We start from the raw sequence: 16,905 nt of genomic DNA, 5'->3' as shown, positions 1-16,905 counted from the left end.
CCCGCACTCCACGCTGAATTATCAGACACCGTCTGAATTTGCAGCGGGCTGGAGAAAGGGTCATTCTGAGAATGAAGATTCCGACGTTACTAACTGAGTGTTGTATCTAATCGTGGGGGCAGGTCACGTAAGAAGCTTAAGCCAGAACCTAAGCCTAAGTTCGAATACAAGGTTCTTCAGATCTCAGATGAAAGAACGAGTCACTCAAAATCCAGCGCCGGTGCAACTGATGCTGCGGCAGGAACCCCAAGGCGTACCCATCTAAGGAGAGGTCATATAAGGCGACTAAAGGAACGAGTGATCTGGGTCCGACCGGCAGTCATCAATCCGGGGAGCTCCGTAGGGGTTATCAATAAGGATTACCAGTTGAAGACCTCTTAACCAGGCGTTGCCACCTCTTACGGGGACAGTGGGTACTTAAATGGCCTATAATTGAGAACTGACTGGAGGTTCGTATGTGTGGCCGCTTTTCTCAATCGCTTAGCCGTGAAGAATATCTTAGCGTGCTCACCGGCGACGTCGACAAGGATATCCCTTTCGACCCAGCGCCTATAGCTCGATACAATGTCGCGCCTGGGACGAAGGTTCTGATACTCAGCCAACGTGGTGGAGCGTTGCATATTGATCCTGTTTTGTGGGGTTACGCACCGCCATGGTGGGATAAACCGCCATTAATTAATGCTCGCGTTGAAACCGCGGCATCAAGCCGCATGTTCCGTTCTCTTTGGGAAAATGGCCGAGCAATTTGCTTTGCCGACGGTCGGTTTGAATGGAAGAGAGAAGGGGACAAAAAGCAACCTTACTTCATTCACCGCGTAGACAGAAAACCGATCATGATGGCAGCTATTGGAAGTACACCCTTTGAACGTGGTGATGAGCAGGAAGGTTTTTTAATAGTGACTGCAGCTGCAGACAAAGGGCTTGTTGATATACATGATCGGCGCCCTATGGTCCTTACATATGAAGCAGCACAAGAGTGGCTTCGGCAGGATCATGACGGAAAAGCCGCTGTAGGTATCGCAAATGATGGCGTAGTGCCCGCAGAAGATTTTACCTGGCACGCAGTTTCACGCGCCGTGGGTAATGTTAAGAACCAGGGGCGTGAGCTGATCGAGCCAGTCCCCAGCTCAAATTGAAGTAGATAGCCCCTCCAGATGATGCATGCAAACTAATCCCGCGATTTGAACATCTGATGCAATTCATCAAGCATAATCAACACCCGGCGACCACTTTTACGGGGAAACATTCTCCGCATCTCCCGTGTCAGTTGCTTCTTTTCCCATCCGTAAGGGAAAATAATGTGGTTACCTGTTTGAATAGATTTGTCACCAGGACCTGCAACTATACGCGCTACTTCATCGTTCAGCCGTTCTCCTCGCCAGCCGAAAGCAGCCAGCCGCTTGCGGATACGCGCAATGGGGAAATTATTATCGGAGTGACGAGGAAAAAGAAGCGTACCGTCCTCATTACGTTTGACGCCAAACATATCCAGCGACTGCCGGATCATTACTGTTTGTGCTGGAAAATATTCACGTAAGCTTTCCATCAGATGCCCTTCTATAGACGCCGTAACGGCAGCGGAACTTAACCGATTAAAATTTACAGTATTTCAATGAGGGGCTTTACTTAGGGTCAGCTTTAAACCTGCCACAGAAGCGAGTTGCGCTAAAGTCGTAATGGTAGGATTGCCCTTTTCAGATAATGCACGGTATATACTTTGCCGGGCTAACCCTGTCTTCTTGGCTGCTTCGCTTATACCGCCTCGCGCTTCTAACACACGGCGTAACGCAATGAGAAATCCGCCTAAACCGCCTTCTTCGTTGATCTCTTCGAGCGCGGTCTTTAGGTAGAGCTCAGCATAATCAGGATCGGCGCGTAACTCTTCAATCATGAGTTTGTCACGGTCTACTGCCGGTTCGATTGCGACCGCCTTGTTGGCGATCTCCTTTTTACTCGCTACTGTCATTTTTTCGCCCTCGCTTTAAAGTCTTTGAGGTATTCAACTGCTTTATCTAAATCGGCGTCCTGCGTTTTTTTCGTTCCGCCGACGTATAACAGGATGATTTCACCGTCTTCTATCGAGTAGTAAACTCGGTAGCCTGGGCCATAATCAATTCGTAACTCCCAGACGCCATCCCTTTCAAATTTATGATCGCCAAAGTTACCCGCTTCGGCCCGGTCAATTCTGGTGTCTATCTTCGACGCAGCGATACGGTCTTTTTTCTTGAGCTTTGTTAACCAATCACTAAATGGTTTATCGCCATTTGTATCCTGGTAGAACTGAGATTTATACATCCCGTTTCCCCTTACTCCCTGATTCACTCCATTGTCACTTATAAGAGACATAAAATCAAGTGAGTGTAACTTAAAAGAGTCACTTTCTTTTAGCGCTTTGGTCCCGCCTTTTTTTCGTATACGAAAATTTCGTTCTCGAGTAGTGCGGCATGTATCCAGCCAGCTGCAGTCAGCCGATCCAAAGCAGGGGAGAGCTTACACAGCTTTTCAACATAACCTTCATCAGGCAATGACTTCCCGGAACGGACCTGGATAGCTGCAACGCCAGCCCACTCACTTTCAGTTCCGGGAACCCAGCCAGACTTAAGAAGCAGATTCAGCATTGCTTGTGCCGCCCATGCAGGTGACTTTCCTGTACTGGCCCAGTCTGTAAACGTGTTTCCCGGGAGCATACGAGGCTCATTAAGTAACCCGACACAAACAGCCTCATTAACAACCTGCTCAATGGCCAGAGCCGGTGATAACCCGCACCGGATTGACCACTGCTTTGCTATTTGCATGCGGAAACTGGCAGCAAGTTTTGAAAAATCTCGCATGAACTATTCTTCCTCCACTTCAATGCCATCTTCCAGCGTTATACCGTGCCAATCATCGGCCCAGCTGGTAAATCCCGGCGAATCAATGCTTGGCATATGCACGCTTGCAGTGTGATAGCCAGTGTCGCCATTAATGGTGGCAACGTGCTCTCCGTTGTATGCGCTCAGTGTGTCCAGAACGCTATAGAACTTTCCTCCGGCAGCTCGGAAATCCTTCACCGCTTTCTCGAGGCGTTTCCATGCCTTTTCCTGCGCCGGCGTAAGATCGATTAATTCCTGCAAAGTGGCCATGCTCACTCTCCTTCAAATTTGTTACCACGGAGCTGGAAATTAGCCCCTTGAATGGCAATAGTGCGCCCCATCGGGTCTATCTGAAACTATACCGCAGCGAGGACAAGGCTCAGGCGGCAAAATTGATTTCCGACATAAATCCCAAATACCTTGCGCATCAAATCCTGCGTCACACATATCGCTCATCGCGTCCAGTACGTGTGGTGGTATTGCGTCCGGTACCGTAAGCGATGCCAGCGCGATTTCCAATTCACGTTTGTTCATCAGCGCTTCAATGCGGAGGGTATTGTTAATCTGCATATCTGGCTTTATTCGCGCAGCCTTTGCGGTGATGTGCGCGATTAACTGTTCTTTGGTGAATTCCATCATTCAATCTCCAGCATGCGGCAAAGCCTAATGACACGACGCGGATCAGCATTTGGCGTGATCGGGTTAACTGTAAACAAGTATCCGCAGCCGAATTTCTCAACATCAACCAACTCTTGTTCATCCGTCCACGCTACAGGCTCAACGTCGAGCGTTGCCAGTGCGATACGTAGCGCCGCCAGTGTATTGGTTCCATCTTCGCCAAGTCCGAACGGGATATCATCGCGGGTGGCTTCCATATCGGCAATTTTCTGCTGTAGCCATTCTTTGGTAATTGTGCTCATGGGTTAGGCCTTTTTGTTTTCAGCATTGAAGGCGATACAAGATGGGCACATCCATTCACCATTGATTCTTTTCCATCCGGCAGACTTAGCATCAGTAAAAAGGTCTTCGAGGCTGAGGTAAGCGTCCTTTTTGGTATCGCCTGCAAGAACATAAGGATCGTCATTATCATCTGACCAACAGCGATATTTCCCAAATTCGCTACGCCCCTCACCGCGTCCTCCGCAACGTAATGTAATAAAAATAGCCATATCACTCTCCTTCAATGGCTCAGTCTGAGCGCTCATGATTTGTCTTTTCTATTTTCGGTATAAAAAGGGTAAAGAGGGCGGCAAATGCATGCCCCCCCTCGATAATCACATAAAATCAGGAACCCATTTAATTCCTTCGAGCAGTTGCTCTGCACGCTTAGCTGCATCACCTTTTTTGTAAGCCATAAACTCGTCTTTATTAACGCTGACGCCAGCCTGAGTAAGTTGGTCGATCATTCCTTCCTTCTTGAGACGACTCCATAAGTTTTGAGCCGTAGGTTTCCAGTACTCATGAATATCGAAGTTCATTGCAAATTCGAGTTTTTGAAGATTACTTTTCTTCTTGGGTTCGTACTGAGATACGGAACCGTCCAGCGTAGCAGCGACACAGAAAGCCTGTAGCTCGAGTAACTGGTCTGTTCCTAATGACGTCAACAGTGTGAAATCGTCCTCCCAACCTTTAGGGAGTGATTCGGACCACTTGGCCTTGGCCATTCTAAGCTGTTTAACTGCCTCACCATCTTCGCAACCAGGGGCGGCTTCGATCATCGTGCGAGTTGTTTCCTGAATGGTGAAGCAAGCTGGATTCTGATGATAACCAGCGCTGAAAACTGACAGAGCAAGCTTCTGAACGGTCAGAGCCAATGCAATTTCCGGCTTTTGTAGCAAAGCTGCCTGGACTGCCAGAGTGCGTTCACATGACAATGATCTGGCCAGCGCAGCTGAAACTTGCGTGACAGGAACCACCGTACCGTCAGTGTTTACTTTTACGGCTTTGTTTTCTTTACTGGCTTTATCAACAAGCTTCATCAACCCACGTGTAATAACAATATCGCCATGATATCCAATTGAAACAATGACGCCACGCTGTGATTTATATTCCTTGGTGAACTCGGCTGCATCCAGTATTTCGCTCTTCTGCTGTTCAAGCTCATTACGCTCTTTTGATAAAGGACGAAGGGCTTCCCATTTTTTTTCACCGCTGAGTTCTTCGGCCTCGTCCATTGCAAATTTAACATTTTCGAGCTTATCGTAAATAATATCTAACTGATTCTGCTGTTCTGTAGTAAAGGCATAATCTTCAAGCTGTGGTCGCGGGAATTCATAACGCTTTGAATCATCACCCCAACTCTCAAGACGCTCCTGACTACCGTACCAGCTCCATCCCTCATTATTAGCAACTTGCTCAGCGAGCACTTGCAATTTATTCAGTGCCAACTCCTGAACAAGGGACGGATTCAAAATATAACCACCATGGCTTTCATGTTGAGTGAAGAGATCATGTTTTATTTCACCACCTGCATCACGGTAAGCATCTATACCAATGACTTTGATATATTTGTTATCGCTAACAGGTTCCTCTTCATTCAAAGCCAGACGGCGCAAGTCCTTCGGACTCTTATCATAAGAACAATTTTCCCATGCTTTTAACTGAAGGTCGTGGTCATCAGTAATGCTCAAAGCAATTAACTGATTTAAGGAAATCTTATTATTCCTCAGTAGCTGCATTAACTCAGGAGCCATGTTAGCCAGCTTCATCAACTTCCTGACATAGTAGGCTTTATAGCCAAACTTGGCAGCAACCACTTCTACTGAGTCACCATTATTAGCAAGTTCGTTGATGGAGAAGATCAGGTCTGACAGATGCATATCAACACGGTCATTGTTTTCAGAGACTGAGACTACAAGCGCATCAGCTTTATCAATGAAATCAACGCGCACAGGATAATCGTCATCAATTGCACCAACACGATGGAGGTAATCAAGAGCCATAAGTCTACGCTGACCTGCGGCGACAAACCAACAGTCCTGCTCAACTTCGTCATCGCTGAACACGATTAAGTTTTGTAAAAGATTACGCGCTGCTATTGATCTCGCAAGACTAATAATACCGCGTTTAAAATTTAACGTATCAACATTATGTTTGCGGGCATTAAGTGATGTCTGACGCAGTTTTTTATATGGTACAGTAGAAGAAACAGTATTGATATTGCTGGTAGTGGAAGCGGTATTATTTAACATGTTAGCTCTCCTTTGAGAATGGCCAGTGCCGGAAGTGAACAACAATGAATCCACAATGGACGTTCATTTGTCATTTCAATAATGATATTATGCCAGGATAAAACATTAAAAACAACCAAATACAGCACAATAATTAATATTTATTTCAATGGAATAACACACTGAATAATTCAGAGCAGTTATATATATTCCTTTATTCAGTCAATAACTAAATCGGGGGACCCTCTGGGTTCCGATTTAGTTGTTTACTGAGATTTTAGAAATAACCTATTTTTTGGGGGTGGTCACCCAGAGGGAGGCCACCCCCATACCAGACGGATTTAATTTTTTTATAACTTTGCAGCTGGAATTTCATTCCATCTGGTCGTATATGCAGGTGAAAGCATTTGTCGCTTCATCTGCCACTGCTGCTGCACGCCCTGTCCGGCAAAGTAAAGTGTTCCTTTGCCGCCTCTTGCATTGAGCTGGTCAAGGACCTGCATCAGCTGCGTGCTGTCTTCGCGTGGCGCGTTATCGTCGAACAAATTGAGCTGTGCAACTCCCTGACTGAAGAAGTCTCCGAGCATGATCCCCGCTTTCTGGTACCGGTGTCCATCCTTCCAGATTACATCCAGACACCGCATAGCGGCGTTGATGATGTCCCTGCTGTCCTGAGTAGGGGTCAGCAGCTTCACTGACGCGCTATTACCGTAATATGGCTCGTTCAGCGCAAACGGTGAAGTCTTAACGAACGCCGATATGTAACGGCAGTATTGACGCTCCCCGCGTAGCTTCTCGGCGCCGCGGGCGGCATAGCTGCAGATGGCCTGGCGCATTTGCACGTACTCAGTAACGCGCTCACCAAAGGACCGGCTGCAGACGATTTCCTGCTTAACCGGCGCGAACTCTTCCAGCTCAAGACAAGGTTCACCACGCAGCTCGCGTACTGTTCTCTCCAGCACGACATTGAAGTGTTTTCGAATCACAGTGATATGCGTGTCCGCAAGGTCGAGCACGGTCTTAATACCCATAGCTTCCAGCTTCTTGCTGATTCGGCGGCCAACACCCCAAACTTCGTCTACTGGCAGCAATGCCATGAGCTTTCGCTGGCGACCGACGTTCGACAGGTCCACAACCCCGCCTGTGGCCTTCCAGGTTTTTGCGGCATGGTTGGCAAGCTTAGCCAGGGTCTTTGTCTGAGCAATTCCAACACCTACAGATAGTCCGGTATTCCTGCGCACAGCATCTTTCAGCTCATGGCCGAACTCTTCCAGAACGCGGCAGTTACGCACGCCAGTGAGGTCGCAAAAGGCCTCGTCAATTGAATATATTTCACAGCGAGGGCACATCTCTTCCAGCGTGGTCATCACCCTGTTGCTCATGTCGGCGTAAAGTTCATAGTTGGAGCTGAAGCAAACCACGCCCTGCTGCCGGAAGTAGTCTTTACACTTGAAGTACGGATCGCCCATTTTTATGCCAAGCATTTTTGCCGCGGCCGATCTTGCTATTACGCAACCGTCGTTATTTGATAGCACTACAACTGGTTTACCCCATAGGTCAGGGCGGAATACCGTCTCACAGCTCGCATAAAACGAGTTAACATCTACCAGGGCAAACATCAGTCTCGTCCCCGGGTTTTGTGAATAAAAGCAGTCACCACCCCAAAAATCTGAAGATGATCAGGATCTGGCCAGAGAGTAGGGTAAGCGGGATTCATCGCCTGCAGTCCCGGTCGGGGTGTTAGTAGTAGTTTTTTTACAGTGAACTCACCGTCGATTTCGGCTATTACGATATCGCCGTGCTGTGGCCGTTCGGCCTTGTCCACGATGAGCAGATCCCCGCTGTGGAGTCCAATGTCTCGCATCGAGTTGCCGATGGCCCTGACAAAGTAAGTGGAGCTGCGCCTCTGGATGCAATACTCATTCAGGTCCAGCTCAGACTCTGTGTAATCAGCTGCCGGCGAAGGGAAACCTGCCTGGCATCTTTCCAGGAAAAGAGGGAGTGAAAGTCTTTCTGGTGTGAATGCTGCTGAATGGATCTGGAGCATAAGCCCTCCTTAGAATACTGTACACATATCCAGTATTATTGGAGTTTTTGGAATTCTTGCAAGGGTAGAATCTGGAACTTTACCTAATCGTATGTTTTTTAACAGCTTAAGCATTACTCAGTGGTGTTGAGGATCGTCGAAGGTGAGGGAAGGGGGACAAAGAACGAGTGGAGGCTGTAGCCATTATAGTCTTGCCGTGAAAGCGGCAAGACTATGAGGTGATGGTGTAAACATGATTTATTCAATATCAGGTCAAACTCTTCAGACGATAATTCTGAACGCTTAACACCTCTCTTCTGGCGCTACATTTTGTGGCGTTTACTAGCTATCACCATTTATGGCCCCATACATATGCCAAGCAAAGCTGTAATGAAAGATTATGTTTAGTCGACATAAACTCTGCACATTGATCATCATCGAAAACAGGTAGTCCATCGTTGACTTTAAGAAGGTGAGGGTTTTCATTTCGCTCTTGATCCAAAGTACTTCTATCGAAAATTCCACTCGAAGTAATACCGACCAGATCCATATAATGCCACTGTGCGGATATAATGCCACTGTGCGGTTTCTAATTCATCAAGAGTCTTTTTAGGGTTTTCAATTTTAGAAAGCAAATTTTCTAGCTCATGTTTTGCCTGTGCTTTTTTCATCATTATTTTCCGTTTAGAGTAAACGCCTCTGCTACCTGACATTTATTTCAGGTGGTGGAGGGGTTGGACAAGAGAAACGCGTCAGTTCTGTTAGTGGGTCAAGTTCCATCCTGGATTGAATAAGGGAAACTGATTTGCACATCACTGACATCGTTATCAAACCATACATCAAAGAAGTCATGCGATTGTTCATAAAAACCATGCTCACGAAAAAACTTTTCGTCGAGTTCTTTTTGTTTTACGAAAGTATGCTGCATAAAAGTAATAAATTGCACGTTACCCGGATCAACAAAACCCATCACATATTGTCTTCCTTCTCGCTGAAAAGATTTTTGCCAGTCGTGAGAATCAGTAAAAAGTTGTTCAAGCGTAGCTAAATCGGTTTTACCAGAAAAAAACAGACCAGACAAAGAGCCGTAATTACCTACGTGTAAATCAACAAAACAATCATGAGTAAAATCAATTTTACTGAAATCCATTACAATCACCTATATAATAATCGCCTGATCTGACGAAGGCAGTCGCCTGAACATAGAGCAATCAGTATTCAACCGTTCTGATTGAATGGTATGCAGTAACAGGCTTTCCTCTCTGGACAAAAGAAAATCTCCCCAGCTGTATTCCTTCCACACATCATGTGTTTCTTTACCAGGTTTATTTAAGAAGGACTCCATCTTCGGCTGGATTCTTACCGGAGCTAGATTTTCATAGGCGGAATGAACTCGACTTTTCCATTCATCAAAACCACCATTTAACATTATATCTTGTGAAACCAAATCATACTCATCATCTTCGATATAGGTCGTCACTCGATGCTTAATCATCCCCATGTTTTCTATATCCCATAGATAGTCAGCGGTAAAGGATTTGAGGTGTTTATCAGTTTTCAGTAAAAGCCCATTGATAGCCTTTCTGCCTTTTATCATCCCTACCCATATATTTTTATTAGGGTGTGGCCGGCCAGTCGACAGTGCATCGCCTTCAAGTTTGAAATCCAATTCAGGAATAATAATTGATGCAAGATGACATTTATTTGCCATCAGGTGAAACAGTGATGGCACAATATGTATATACATAACTAATCTCCTTTCTAAGACTGTACATTCTTTTCGGGGAAACTGATAAGGAACATCGCGGCTTCACCCTTGCCATGGTTGAATAAAGGTTTTAAAAACTCCTCATTCTCAAACTCAGTTTTAAATGCAGTAATATCATGAATGACACATGACATATAAACATATTTACTTGTCTGAAATAATTCTTGTAAGTCTTCACCGTGGATTAATGCGAACTTGCAAATACGTACATACAAATCCAACAGGACTTGACTCTCAGTATCAGGAACGACTATATCAACTTCTGCTGCGCTTTCTGTCATAAGAGATGAAACAAAAATATCTGCACTGATGCGAACTTCCTTTGCACACACTTTGTTATTAAAACGTTCTTTTTCGATTTCATTTAGCATAACAAACCTCATTATTCATCGTCATAAGTTACAAGGTAAATTTCATCCATTAGCCAAAAATCTATAACAGATTTATCTTTCTCAGTAAGTTGGTTGTATGTGATGGAATGATTACGCGCCATTTTCAAAAGATCGAGACTGTTTGCAATAAATTCCTTTTCATGAAGATTGATTTCACGGAGGACTTTTAAGTATTCAGTATTAGGATGATAAAAGGCATTTTCTCCTAGCTCTGCTTCCTCTTGTTTAATCCAGTCAGCGAGATTAACGCTAAACTGTTCTGTTTTATCAGGAAGCCAGTCATTGGAATTTAGCTCAATCGGGACTAACGGCTCTGCTCTTTTGTGACATACAAGACAAACATGAATATTTTTATCTTTATCAAAACGCATAGCCTTGCATTTGCCGCAATCACACCATCCATCTAAATACTCTGGACATTTCATAATGAAAAGCCTCTTATTTTTTATGCCGCCATTCCCACGGGGGAACAGGTTGATTATCAGCCCACAGGCCGCGCTTCTGTGTTTGAGCTTCCCGTTGAAGCGCCAGTAATGAGTTATCCGTGTTGTACCCGTCATAAACCCATGCTGCCCCTCTAAGCACTTGCTGCCGGTTTACTTCTGTACCGTTCGCTGTCACCACTCGTCCCAATACTCGCCCGTACCGATCTGTTTGCGTATATGAAACGCTAACGGATTGTCCTGCGAGAAGCGCTTTAAGTTGATTGGTTGACCAGCGTCCAAAAGGCTGCTTCTTTTCAGGTGCATCAATATTCAATAACCTCACTCTGACAGGATTCTGCTCGCGTAAGACTTCGATTGTGTCCCCGTCAAGCACCCGGACTACACTCCCCTCAAATTGAGTCGCACTTGATACGTGGGGATATATATAGAGAAGTGAAAAAAACAATAAAAATAATTTCATTTGAAATTATCAACCTTCACCGGTTAAAACGAGATAGCGCGCGTACACCTTTTTAGCATATTTAAGTCTGAACGGTGCATTAGCGCCTTTAAATCCCGCGTTATAAGCGCCTACAGATTCCCAGTTCACACCGTTAGATGCTATGTTCTTTGCAAGAATCCACGCTCCTACATATATATTTTGACACGGGTTATCCATTAAATCATTGCGTGTGATACCCATAACATACAAAGTTGGAAACCAGGACGAATTTATTTGCATTAATCCCACATCTTCACTAACAACCTTTCCTCCACGTTTATTTAAACCAATAGCCCTGGGATTCATACTGCTCTCCACTTCAGCAATCGCTATAAGTAATCTGTGATCTATCTGAAAGCGTTCCGATGCCTTAACAAAGCAATGATGGAATCCTCCAGATGCAGGAGGACTATTAGCAGCAAAACTTAAAAAGGAAATGAAACAAAGACCAATCAAAGAAAACCTAATAGTGAACATACGTTAAACCCTGTAAAAGTGAAGTAAGCAACAGTCACAAGGGGTATCTGCTTAACCCATTGCATGAAAAACAACATAAAGAAGAGCGTAATTAACATTATTACCGCTGCGTATTCAGGCGAAAGCAATAATCCTATAGAAGGAAACACATAATAATCACCTGAAGCTATCCATGTTTCTTTTTTCACTATGTAGCCATACAAACTTAAGATAACAACTGGTGCCATATAAAAAGCCATAGCAATTAATGAGGTAAATACGTCTTTAGTGTGTAGCGAGTATACCGAAACAATGACTAAAAGATAAATGATTAAATCAGGAATCCATCGCTTACAAACATCAGTGTAAGCTGCTATTGCAAGGAGTCCAGAAAATATAAGGAGAATAATATCAGATGAAAGATAAAAGACTAAACCGACGAGCGAGAATAAACCTAATGCAAAAATAGGAAAACTTGTAATTTCTTCTTTGTCATTTTGCAACTCAGTGCAACTCTCTATCGCTCTTCGTTTTGCTCTTGTATAGGAGAAAGGAAAGCAAACACAAACAACAAAGGAAGTTAGAGGTATCAATAATAAATAATGAATCATGTTTCATCTCACATAAACAATATATCCTGAAGGTATAAAAGCTGGTTTTGGAAGAGTACCAGTATTAGTCTTTATGGATGTCCCGTCACTCACACCCAGGAGCGCACTATTATCAGTAGCTTTCTTTAGCTCAGATAAAACACCACCTTCAGATGGCATGAATACGTATCCATATCCATTATTAATATACATTCTGATATCGCCATTAACTGGTGTCCATGCTGGCAAACTAACTTTGCCTGTTACATCCCCATTTCCAGTACTATTGGATGAATAGTAGCTGTCGAATGCTTCCGTATAGACTAAAAAGGATTTTGCAGCATTCGCTCGCAGTGACTCATTAAAACTTTCATTTGAAGTATTTGAATTTTGATAAAAAGAAACCAGTAACACCATAAAAGCCACGACTAGCATTGCTTTCATTTCGTCCTCTCTTTCACATTAAAGGATTAATTAGAACTACACTTTCATCAATTCGCCCCAGCTGGCCAGGGCCCGGTATCCTCCTTCCTGACTGCGCTGCAAGAGCTAAAATTTTCAACAATGACATTGATGCGTTTGAAATTGCCTCTTGTTTACTTTGCCCATGAGCCACAACTTCGTCAAAATCAATAAAGGAGACCTTATATCCCTCTGATATGCTCATTACTTGCGCGGGGTAGGGTACAAAATAAGACGCAATTCTATTAACTCTTTTACCTTTGGCGTCAATTTTTTTCACCAATTGATAAGCCTGTAGATGGGTATAGCGTTTAAGCATAGCAAGTGATTTATGACCGGTAATTGATGCCAATTCAAGTAGATTTAATGTTCCGAGCTCAGCAAGTCGGCTGATAGCTTCGTGACGTAAATCATGAAACCTTAAGTCTACAATTCCAAGTTCCTTAATGCGCTTCCTCCATTTTGATTTTAATGAATTTGAAGTGAATTTAAAGACACGACCTCTGGCTTGAGGTTCTAGAGTTAGTAAAAGCTCTCGAGCTTTCTTCGAAAGAGGCACATCCCTCCATGTACCATTCTTGGTTTCAGGCAGATGAGCGGTACCAACGCTTAGATTTATATTTTTCCAATCCAGACTAAGGATCTCACCTTGCCTCATAGCGGATTCAATCGCGATATGAAAAATAACATAGAGTTCATAATCATATGTTTCAAAATCATTTGATATTATTTTTTCTTCTTTCTTTGACAATCTTCTTTCACGGCCTTTCCCAATTTTTGGTTTTCTTACAGCAAGGACAGGATTGTTATTACAGTATCCCCATTCAACCTGAGCTAATTTAAATACAGAGGACAATAAAGCAAGCTCTAACCGAACTGTATTGGGTGATATTTGCCTCTTCATTTTTTCATTGAATGTTGCCAATCTCTCATCGCGATAATGAGATATATCGACCGAAGTTATTTCACACATCTTTTTATTTGCCAACTCATATTTTTTTATGACATTAGCCCTATATAGCTCCTGCATCCATCCCTTCTTTTCGCAAGACACAATATTGATGTATTTATCCAGCACCTTACTAAGAGTAATCGCTCCTTTTTTAGACATTTCCCAAATTTTCCTAAAAAAAGGAGGCACTTTATAGCTGTTTACAAAATTGTCAATCCGGTGTGTGGAGCGCGGCAGCAGGAAAGCCAAAGTTATCGACTTTTACTCTCACACACTATGGTAGTTCCTTTAACTACAGCAACGTTGGTATTCATGATTTTTGCACCTCACAGTATGGCAACGAGAACGACCGGGATGATTCATGGAGAGGCGTTCAGTTGCTAGGTGATGGCAGTTGGCAGATCGCGGTCAAAGACGGCTCAGAGACAATCATGTGCTTAGATTGGTAGATAACAAGCCTTGCTCGTATGTCAGCTGCAAGGCCTGTTTTATCAATCCAAACAGCTCACCCAGCAGGTTTGGGTACTTGAACCGTTGTAACCTACCATATCTAAAAACCAGTCATTTCCTGATGGCCTGATCTTACATGTTCCGTTATCTCCGGCGCTCATCAGGCCTGATACAAGGCAGAATTTGTGTGTACCGGGGATCTGATAGGTAACTCCACGAGTGGATTTTGTTTCATAGCTGCCCATCTCGACATACACACCAGAATCGGAGGCTTTCCACACACCGGATTGACAAGAAAGTATCCCGCCAGCTGCATCACGGCCTATAAGCCCATTAGGAGAGCATGCAGCGCCTGCTGTGGCCACTCCGTTAAGTTGAACGAATTCATTGGCAGTCATACGACCGTTCGAGAGAATTGTGCCTGCCTGAACCTGCCCACCCGTGTAAATTGACTTGTTGTTATAAGCACGAATCCAGGTGCTGTCAGTCATGTTGAATCCGCCTCCCCATTTTTCGTTATACCACCCGGTATCACCGGTAGTACGGAACCAACCGCCGGTATAAGTTTCTCCAGCTGTGCGGGTTGTCTGAGCGTTCACATTTGTTGCATTAACATTGGTCGAATTAACATCGGTCGCTGTCACAGTTGTTGCATTTGCATTCGTAGCGTTAAGAGTCGTTGTTGTTGTCGTGGCCGCATTATTAATATCCTTTGCACCCATATTCAGTGCGGTACTCATGGTATTTAATTCAGGATGACCGGGTACGGCCTTCCTGTATAAATAATCACTTATATTATTGCCATCCTCATAAAAACCAGCAATGACAACGCTCCCGTCACCAGGGTTGTAACCGCCAAAAGAGGCCAAACTCATAGTCCAGCTACCAAGTGCCCCTTGTGCGACTCCGTTATCAATAATCCCTCCATCTGAACCAATGCCGATCGCAATCTTGCGAGCGAGACTCTTCGACAATTGCACTCCACCATTTAAAAAGGTCATAGAGTTGAGTTTATTGGCTGTTGGCTCAAAAACACGGGTTTGATACGTTGCTGAAAAATTGTTTTGTGAGGAAAATCCAGTAGGAAGATAACCACCACTAATTAACTCTGGAACGCCAAATATAAAAGGTGTTGTTGCTGTAGCGGAAGCTGCAATTGTATCATGATTATCTTTTATATAGAGGTTAACTGCTTGCTGCACTTTCTTTGCCTGAGAGGCAGCTACGGTCGCTCTGGATTGATCTAATATCCAACTGCTCATTGGAAGGATGATAACAGCAAGAACTACCAGCAATAAACCGATAGCGCCGAGAGCATCACTCATTTGTGCTACGCCCTTTTTCATGTTCAGTCCCCTTTGATTTTGTAATTTGCACGATTAAAATCGTCAGCGAGTGTTTTGTAATTCCCATTCGATATTTTAGTTCTTATAGAATCACGTTGAGTAGAATGAAAAAGATTATAAGCGTTTATATCTATGTTTCGGCCAATCATTGCATTATTCCTAATAACTGGATTCATTGTTTGATGGGCAATAATATAAAGCGTGTTAGCAATGTTATTTTTAGCGTTGGGATTAACCTCTTCACAAAACATCACATACCGTTCAATTGCATCAAATATTGAAGAAGCATGAATAGTTGAAACAACAAACATAGTCAGAGAAGCTTTAAGCACTTCATGTGCTGTATGGCTATCACGAATTTCACCAAGAAGAAGACAAGAAGCTCCGGTTCGCCATGCCTTTTTAGTCGCAGAAGAGTAGGACTCATGTTGTCCAACTTCCATCTGCATACATCGGCCAGTCCCATGGCGCCCATTGAGTAGTGTTTCAATAGGATCCTCAATCGAAACACCCAGACTACCGGTTGTCTCGATACGGTGTTTAAGAACCGAAGCTGCCGTAGTGGTCTTGCCGCACCCCATTTCTCCTGCAATCAGACACAACCCTGTCGCACTTGGAAGCTCAATGGAATGACGTAAGTCTGTGGAGAAAGCAATTTCACTAAAATCTACAATATTTTTTGGAGTTTGACGCATTACAAAACTTATACCGTCAAATACGCTGGTTAAGACGGTGATCCTATAAACACGCCCCTCATACTGCAGAGAAAACTCTGTCTTCCCTGAATCCTGAAAAACAAGTAAGCATTCATTTTTAAGTTTGTTTGCATCAGGTAAGAACTGCTCTGGAAGGTCAGTTATAAATGATGCCGCCCCTTTAAGGCCTTTAATTTCTGAATAATCCTTTCCAAGAAGTAAATCTATAAAATCCAGGTCATTTAGCTTATTCATTTCTCTACCGTAAAAATGCCCACTAGGGGCATTTAAGATTAAACAGAATTAGGATTTCGTAGTGAACACGACAGTGTTCTGGTCTGTCGTACAGGCTGTTGTAGCCATGACAGCAGTAACCTCACCGGTAAAAGACTGGGAGTTAATTTTGGTAGAAGCCATTTCAGACGTGCCTAATTTCTGTGTGAGATTAATACAATCTTTATTAGACAACATCGTATCGGTAATCGTGAACCCGACCCCAGCTCCTTTAACAGTGATTGTACCTCCAGAACGGTTGTTGATAGTACTTCCTGAGGTAGCAACTGTGCTTGGTAACGCACCCGCATTGATGAGAGCCTGGTTATAGTCCGATGTGCCGTAGCCGTTACTCGCTCTCATGTTTTTAGTTTCGTTGATAAGGTTACTGATAACTGTGACCTCATTGGTGGCATAGTATTTAGAATAACCCATATAAACCAACGCCATCACAGCTGCGATTAGCACCAACATAATGCCAAGTGATGAAAGTGAATCAGTAATGTTTGCAATACCACGCTTCATGTTCATATTTTTCATATTTTC

General features: G+C 43.9%; 25 protein-coding genes. 1 reads left to right on the top strand and 24 read right to left on the bottom strand.

The genetic code is table 11. The features are described from left to right. The first annotated feature begins 455 nt into the window (after nucleotides 1–455). Nucleotides 456–1,136, top strand: a complete 681-nt coding sequence (locus ACHH0Z_RS23350; RefSeq protein ID WP_045336802.1) for an SOS response-associated peptidase family protein — start codon at nucleotides 456–458, stop codon at nucleotides 1,134–1,136. 32 nt (nucleotides 1,137–1,168) lie between these two features. On the opposite strand, the gene ACHH0Z_RS23345 is transcribed toward ACHH0Z_RS23350, so the two are convergent. The 24 genes from ACHH0Z_RS23345 to ACHH0Z_RS23230 all read right to left on the bottom strand — a co-directional run bounded on the left by ACHH0Z_RS23345 (nucleotide 1,169) and on the right by ACHH0Z_RS23230 (nucleotide 16,899). Then, complete coding sequence (locus ACHH0Z_RS23345; protein WP_045336804.1) at nucleotides 1,169–1,546, bottom strand: hypothetical protein; 378 nt, start codon at nucleotides 1,544–1,546, stop codon at nucleotides 1,169–1,171. A 63-nt stretch (nucleotides 1,547–1,609) separates the two neighbouring features. Beyond that, entirely contained in the window at nucleotides 1,610–1,891 is a 282-nt protein-coding gene (locus ACHH0Z_RS23340) for a DNA-binding protein (protein WP_371320489.1), read from the bottom strand. Nucleotides 1,892–1,962: 71 nt separating this feature from the next. Beyond that, entirely contained in the window at nucleotides 1,963–2,295 is a 333-nt protein-coding gene (locus ACHH0Z_RS23335) for a type II toxin-antitoxin system RelE/ParE family toxin (RefSeq protein ID WP_045336808.1), read from the bottom strand. Nucleotides 2,296–2,384: 89 nt separating this feature from the next. After that, nucleotides 2,385–2,831: a hypothetical protein gene (locus ACHH0Z_RS23330; protein ID WP_045336810.1), complete on the bottom strand. Its 447-nt coding sequence runs from the start codon at nucleotides 2,829–2,831 to the stop codon at nucleotides 2,385–2,387. A 3-nt stretch (nucleotides 2,832–2,834) separates the two neighbouring features. Continuing rightward, entirely contained in the window at nucleotides 2,835–3,122 is a 288-nt protein-coding gene (locus ACHH0Z_RS23325; RefSeq protein ID WP_045336812.1) for a hypothetical protein, read from the bottom strand. Between the two features lie 39 nt (nucleotides 3,123–3,161). Beyond that, the gene (locus tag ACHH0Z_RS23320) at nucleotides 3,162–3,491 is read right to left on the bottom strand and encodes a hypothetical protein (protein WP_045336814.1); all 330 of its coding nucleotides are present in this window, start codon (nucleotides 3,489–3,491) and stop codon (nucleotides 3,162–3,164) included. Beyond that, the gene (locus ACHH0Z_RS23315) at nucleotides 3,488–3,772 is read right to left on the bottom strand and encodes a hypothetical protein (protein WP_052672926.1); all 285 of its coding nucleotides are present in this window, start codon (nucleotides 3,770–3,772) and stop codon (nucleotides 3,488–3,490) included. The genes ACHH0Z_RS23320 and ACHH0Z_RS23315 overlap by 4 nt, the downstream gene beginning before the upstream one ends. A 3-nt stretch (nucleotides 3,773–3,775) precedes the next feature. Continuing rightward, a complete protein-coding gene (locus ACHH0Z_RS23310) occupies nucleotides 3,776–4,021 on the bottom strand; it encodes a hypothetical protein (RefSeq protein WP_045336815.1) in 246 nt (81 codons plus the stop codon). 105 nt (nucleotides 4,022–4,126) lie between these two features. Then, nucleotides 4,127–6,043: a ParB/RepB/Spo0J family partition protein gene (locus ACHH0Z_RS23305; RefSeq protein WP_045336816.1), complete on the bottom strand. Its 1,917-nt coding sequence runs from the start codon at nucleotides 6,041–6,043 to the stop codon at nucleotides 4,127–4,129. 329 nt (nucleotides 6,044–6,372) lie between these two features. Next, nucleotides 6,373–7,641 carry a Y-family DNA polymerase gene (locus tag ACHH0Z_RS23300; protein WP_045336817.1) on the bottom strand — a complete coding sequence of 423 codons (1,269 nt, stop codon included), beginning with the start codon at nucleotides 7,639–7,641 and terminating at the stop codon, nucleotides 6,373–6,375. Further along, nucleotides 7,641–8,069 carry a translesion error-prone DNA polymerase V autoproteolytic subunit gene (gene umuD, locus ACHH0Z_RS23295; protein WP_045336818.1) on the bottom strand — a complete coding sequence of 143 codons (429 nt, stop codon included), beginning with the start codon at nucleotides 8,067–8,069 and terminating at the stop codon, nucleotides 7,641–7,643. The genes ACHH0Z_RS23300 and umuD overlap by 1 nt, the downstream gene beginning before the upstream one ends. Nucleotides 8,070–8,557: 488 nt before the next feature. After that, entirely contained in the window at nucleotides 8,558–8,722 is a 165-nt protein-coding gene (locus ACHH0Z_RS23290) for a hypothetical protein (protein WP_241772296.1), read from the bottom strand. Between the two features lie 95 nt (nucleotides 8,723–8,817). Next, the gene (locus ACHH0Z_RS23285; RefSeq protein ID WP_063448318.1) at nucleotides 8,818–9,198 is read right to left on the bottom strand and encodes a hypothetical protein; all 381 of its coding nucleotides are present in this window, start codon (nucleotides 9,196–9,198) and stop codon (nucleotides 8,818–8,820) included. Between the two features lie 9 nt (nucleotides 9,199–9,207). After that, a complete protein-coding gene (locus ACHH0Z_RS23280; RefSeq protein WP_045336822.1) occupies nucleotides 9,208–9,795 on the bottom strand; it encodes a DUF6012 family protein in 588 nt (195 codons plus the stop codon). A gap of 14 nt (nucleotides 9,796–9,809) precedes the next feature. Then, nucleotides 9,810–10,187, bottom strand: a complete 378-nt coding sequence (locus ACHH0Z_RS23275) for a hypothetical protein (RefSeq protein ID WP_045336838.1) — start codon at nucleotides 10,185–10,187, stop codon at nucleotides 9,810–9,812. Between the two features lie 11 nt (nucleotides 10,188–10,198). Then, on the bottom strand, nucleotides 10,199–10,633 hold the full coding sequence (locus ACHH0Z_RS23270; RefSeq protein ID WP_131622792.1) for a hypothetical protein: 435 nt from the start codon (nucleotides 10,631–10,633) through the stop codon (nucleotides 10,199–10,201). A gap of 13 nt (nucleotides 10,634–10,646) precedes the next feature. Further along, nucleotides 10,647–11,114 carry a thermonuclease family protein gene (locus ACHH0Z_RS23265; RefSeq protein WP_045409102.1) on the bottom strand — a complete coding sequence of 156 codons (468 nt, stop codon included), beginning with the start codon at nucleotides 11,112–11,114 and terminating at the stop codon, nucleotides 10,647–10,649. Between the two features lie 9 nt (nucleotides 11,115–11,123). Then, nucleotides 11,124–11,612 (bottom strand): lytic transglycosylase domain-containing protein, encoded by a 489-nt coding sequence (locus ACHH0Z_RS23260; RefSeq protein ID WP_063448460.1) that lies wholly within the window; start codon nucleotides 11,610–11,612, stop codon nucleotides 11,124–11,126. Continuing rightward, entirely contained in the window at nucleotides 11,588–12,202 is a 615-nt protein-coding gene (locus ACHH0Z_RS23255) for a prepilin peptidase (protein ID WP_045336825.1), read from the bottom strand. The genes ACHH0Z_RS23260 and ACHH0Z_RS23255 overlap by 25 nt, the downstream gene beginning before the upstream one ends. Before the next feature lie 3 nt (nucleotides 12,203–12,205). Further along, nucleotides 12,206–12,625: a type IV pilus biogenesis protein PilM gene (gene pilM / locus ACHH0Z_RS23250; RefSeq protein ID WP_072050669.1), complete on the bottom strand. Its 420-nt coding sequence runs from the start codon at nucleotides 12,623–12,625 to the stop codon at nucleotides 12,206–12,208. Between the two features lie 13 nt (nucleotides 12,626–12,638). Then, the gene (locus ACHH0Z_RS23245; protein WP_045336845.1) at nucleotides 12,639–13,754 is read right to left on the bottom strand and encodes a site-specific integrase; all 1,116 of its coding nucleotides are present in this window, start codon (nucleotides 13,752–13,754) and stop codon (nucleotides 12,639–12,641) included. 332 nt (nucleotides 13,755–14,086) lie between these two features. Continuing rightward, nucleotides 14,087–15,391 carry a shufflon system plasmid conjugative transfer pilus tip adhesin PilV gene (pilV, locus tag ACHH0Z_RS23240; protein ID WP_242657216.1) on the bottom strand — a complete coding sequence of 435 codons (1,305 nt, stop codon included), beginning with the start codon at nucleotides 15,389–15,391 and terminating at the stop codon, nucleotides 14,087–14,089. 2 nt (nucleotides 15,392–15,393) lie between these two features. Next, nucleotides 15,394–16,341, bottom strand: a complete 948-nt coding sequence (locus ACHH0Z_RS23235) for an ATPase, T2SS/T4P/T4SS family (protein ID WP_045336913.1) — start codon at nucleotides 16,339–16,341, stop codon at nucleotides 15,394–15,396. A 48-nt stretch (nucleotides 16,342–16,389) separates the two neighbouring features. Further along, on the bottom strand, nucleotides 16,390–16,899 hold the full coding sequence (locus ACHH0Z_RS23230; RefSeq protein WP_045336911.1) for a type 4 pilus major pilin: 510 nt from the start codon (nucleotides 16,897–16,899) through the stop codon (nucleotides 16,390–16,392). Nucleotides 16,900–16,905 lie beyond the last annotated feature (6 nt).

This window comes from Enterobacter cloacae complex sp. 2024EL-00227 (genome assembly GCF_043945315.1).
Taxonomy (GTDB): Bacteria; Pseudomonadota; Gammaproteobacteria; order Enterobacterales; family Enterobacteriaceae; genus Enterobacter; species Enterobacter roggenkampii.
This window is presented reverse-complemented; position numbering and strand designations above follow the sequence as displayed.

Coding starts and splice junctions, on each gene's coding strand:
- ACHH0Z_RS23350 (WP_045336802.1), top strand. CDS start 456: ATGTGTGGCCGCTTTTCTCAATCGCTTAGCCGTGAAGAATATCTTAGC.
- ACHH0Z_RS23345 (WP_045336804.1), bottom strand. CDS start 1,546: ATGGAAAGCTTACGTGAATATTTTCCAGCACAAACAGTAATGATCCGG.
- ACHH0Z_RS23340 (WP_371320489.1), bottom strand. CDS start 1,891: ATGATTGAAGAGTTACGCGCCGATCCTGATTATGCTGAGCTCTACCTA.
- ACHH0Z_RS23335 (WP_045336808.1), bottom strand. CDS start 2,295: ATGTATAAATCTCAGTTCTACCAGGATACAAATGGCGATAAACCATTT.
- ACHH0Z_RS23330 (WP_045336810.1), bottom strand. CDS start 2,831: ATGCGAGATTTTTCAAAACTTGCTGCCAGTTTCCGCATGCAAATAGCA.
- ACHH0Z_RS23325 (WP_045336812.1), bottom strand. CDS start 3,122: ATGGCCACTTTGCAGGAATTAATCGATCTTACGCCGGCGCAGGAAAAG.
- ACHH0Z_RS23320 (WP_045336814.1), bottom strand. CDS start 3,491: ATGATGGAATTCACCAAAGAACAGTTAATCGCGCACATCACCGCAAAG.
- ACHH0Z_RS23315 (WP_052672926.1), bottom strand. CDS start 3,772: ATGAGCACAATTACCAAAGAATGGCTACAGCAGAAAATTGCCGATATG.
- ACHH0Z_RS23310 (WP_045336815.1), bottom strand. CDS start 4,021: ATGGCTATTTTTATTACATTACGTTGCGGAGGACGCGGTGAGGGGCGT.
- ACHH0Z_RS23305 (WP_045336816.1), bottom strand. CDS start 6,043: ATGTTAAATAATACCGCTTCCACTACCAGCAATATCAATACTGTTTCT.
- ACHH0Z_RS23300 (WP_045336817.1), bottom strand. CDS start 7,641: ATGTTTGCCCTGGTAGATGTTAACTCGTTTTATGCGAGCTGTGAGACG.
- umuD (WP_045336818.1), bottom strand. CDS start 8,069: ATGCTCCAGATCCATTCAGCAGCATTCACACCAGAAAGACTTTCACTC.
- ACHH0Z_RS23290 (WP_241772296.1), bottom strand. CDS start 8,722: ATGATGAAAAAAGCACAGGCAAAACATGAGCTAGAAAATTTGCTTTCT.
- ACHH0Z_RS23285 (WP_063448318.1), bottom strand. CDS start 9,198: ATGGATTTCAGTAAAATTGATTTTACTCATGATTGTTTTGTTGATTTA.
- ACHH0Z_RS23280 (WP_045336822.1), bottom strand. CDS start 9,795: ATGTATATACATATTGTGCCATCACTGTTTCACCTGATGGCAAATAAA.
- ACHH0Z_RS23275 (WP_045336838.1), bottom strand. CDS start 10,187: ATGCTAAATGAAATCGAAAAAGAACGTTTTAATAACAAAGTGTGTGCA.
- ACHH0Z_RS23270 (WP_131622792.1), bottom strand. CDS start 10,633: ATGAAATGTCCAGAGTATTTAGATGGATGGTGTGATTGCGGCAAATGC.
- ACHH0Z_RS23265 (WP_045409102.1), bottom strand. CDS start 11,114: ATGAAATTATTTTTATTGTTTTTTTCACTTCTCTATATATATCCCCAC.
- ACHH0Z_RS23260 (WP_063448460.1), bottom strand. CDS start 11,612: ATGTTCACTATTAGGTTTTCTTTGATTGGTCTTTGTTTCATTTCCTTT.
- ACHH0Z_RS23255 (WP_045336825.1), bottom strand. CDS start 12,202: ATGATTCATTATTTATTATTGATACCTCTAACTTCCTTTGTTGTTTGT.
- pilM (WP_072050669.1), bottom strand. CDS start 12,625: ATGAAAGCAATGCTAGTCGTGGCTTTTATGGTGTTACTGGTTTCTTTT.
- ACHH0Z_RS23245 (WP_045336845.1), bottom strand. CDS start 13,754: ATGTCTAAAAAAGGAGCGATTACTCTTAGTAAGGTGCTGGATAAATAC.
- pilV (WP_242657216.1), bottom strand. CDS start 15,391: ATGAAAAAGGGCGTAGCACAAATGAGTGATGCTCTCGGCGCTATCGGT.
- ACHH0Z_RS23235 (WP_045336913.1), bottom strand. CDS start 16,341: ATGAATAAGCTAAATGACCTGGATTTTATAGATTTACTTCTTGGAAAG.
- ACHH0Z_RS23230 (WP_045336911.1), bottom strand. CDS start 16,899: ATGAAAAATATGAACATGAAGCGTGGTATTGCAAACATTACTGATTCA.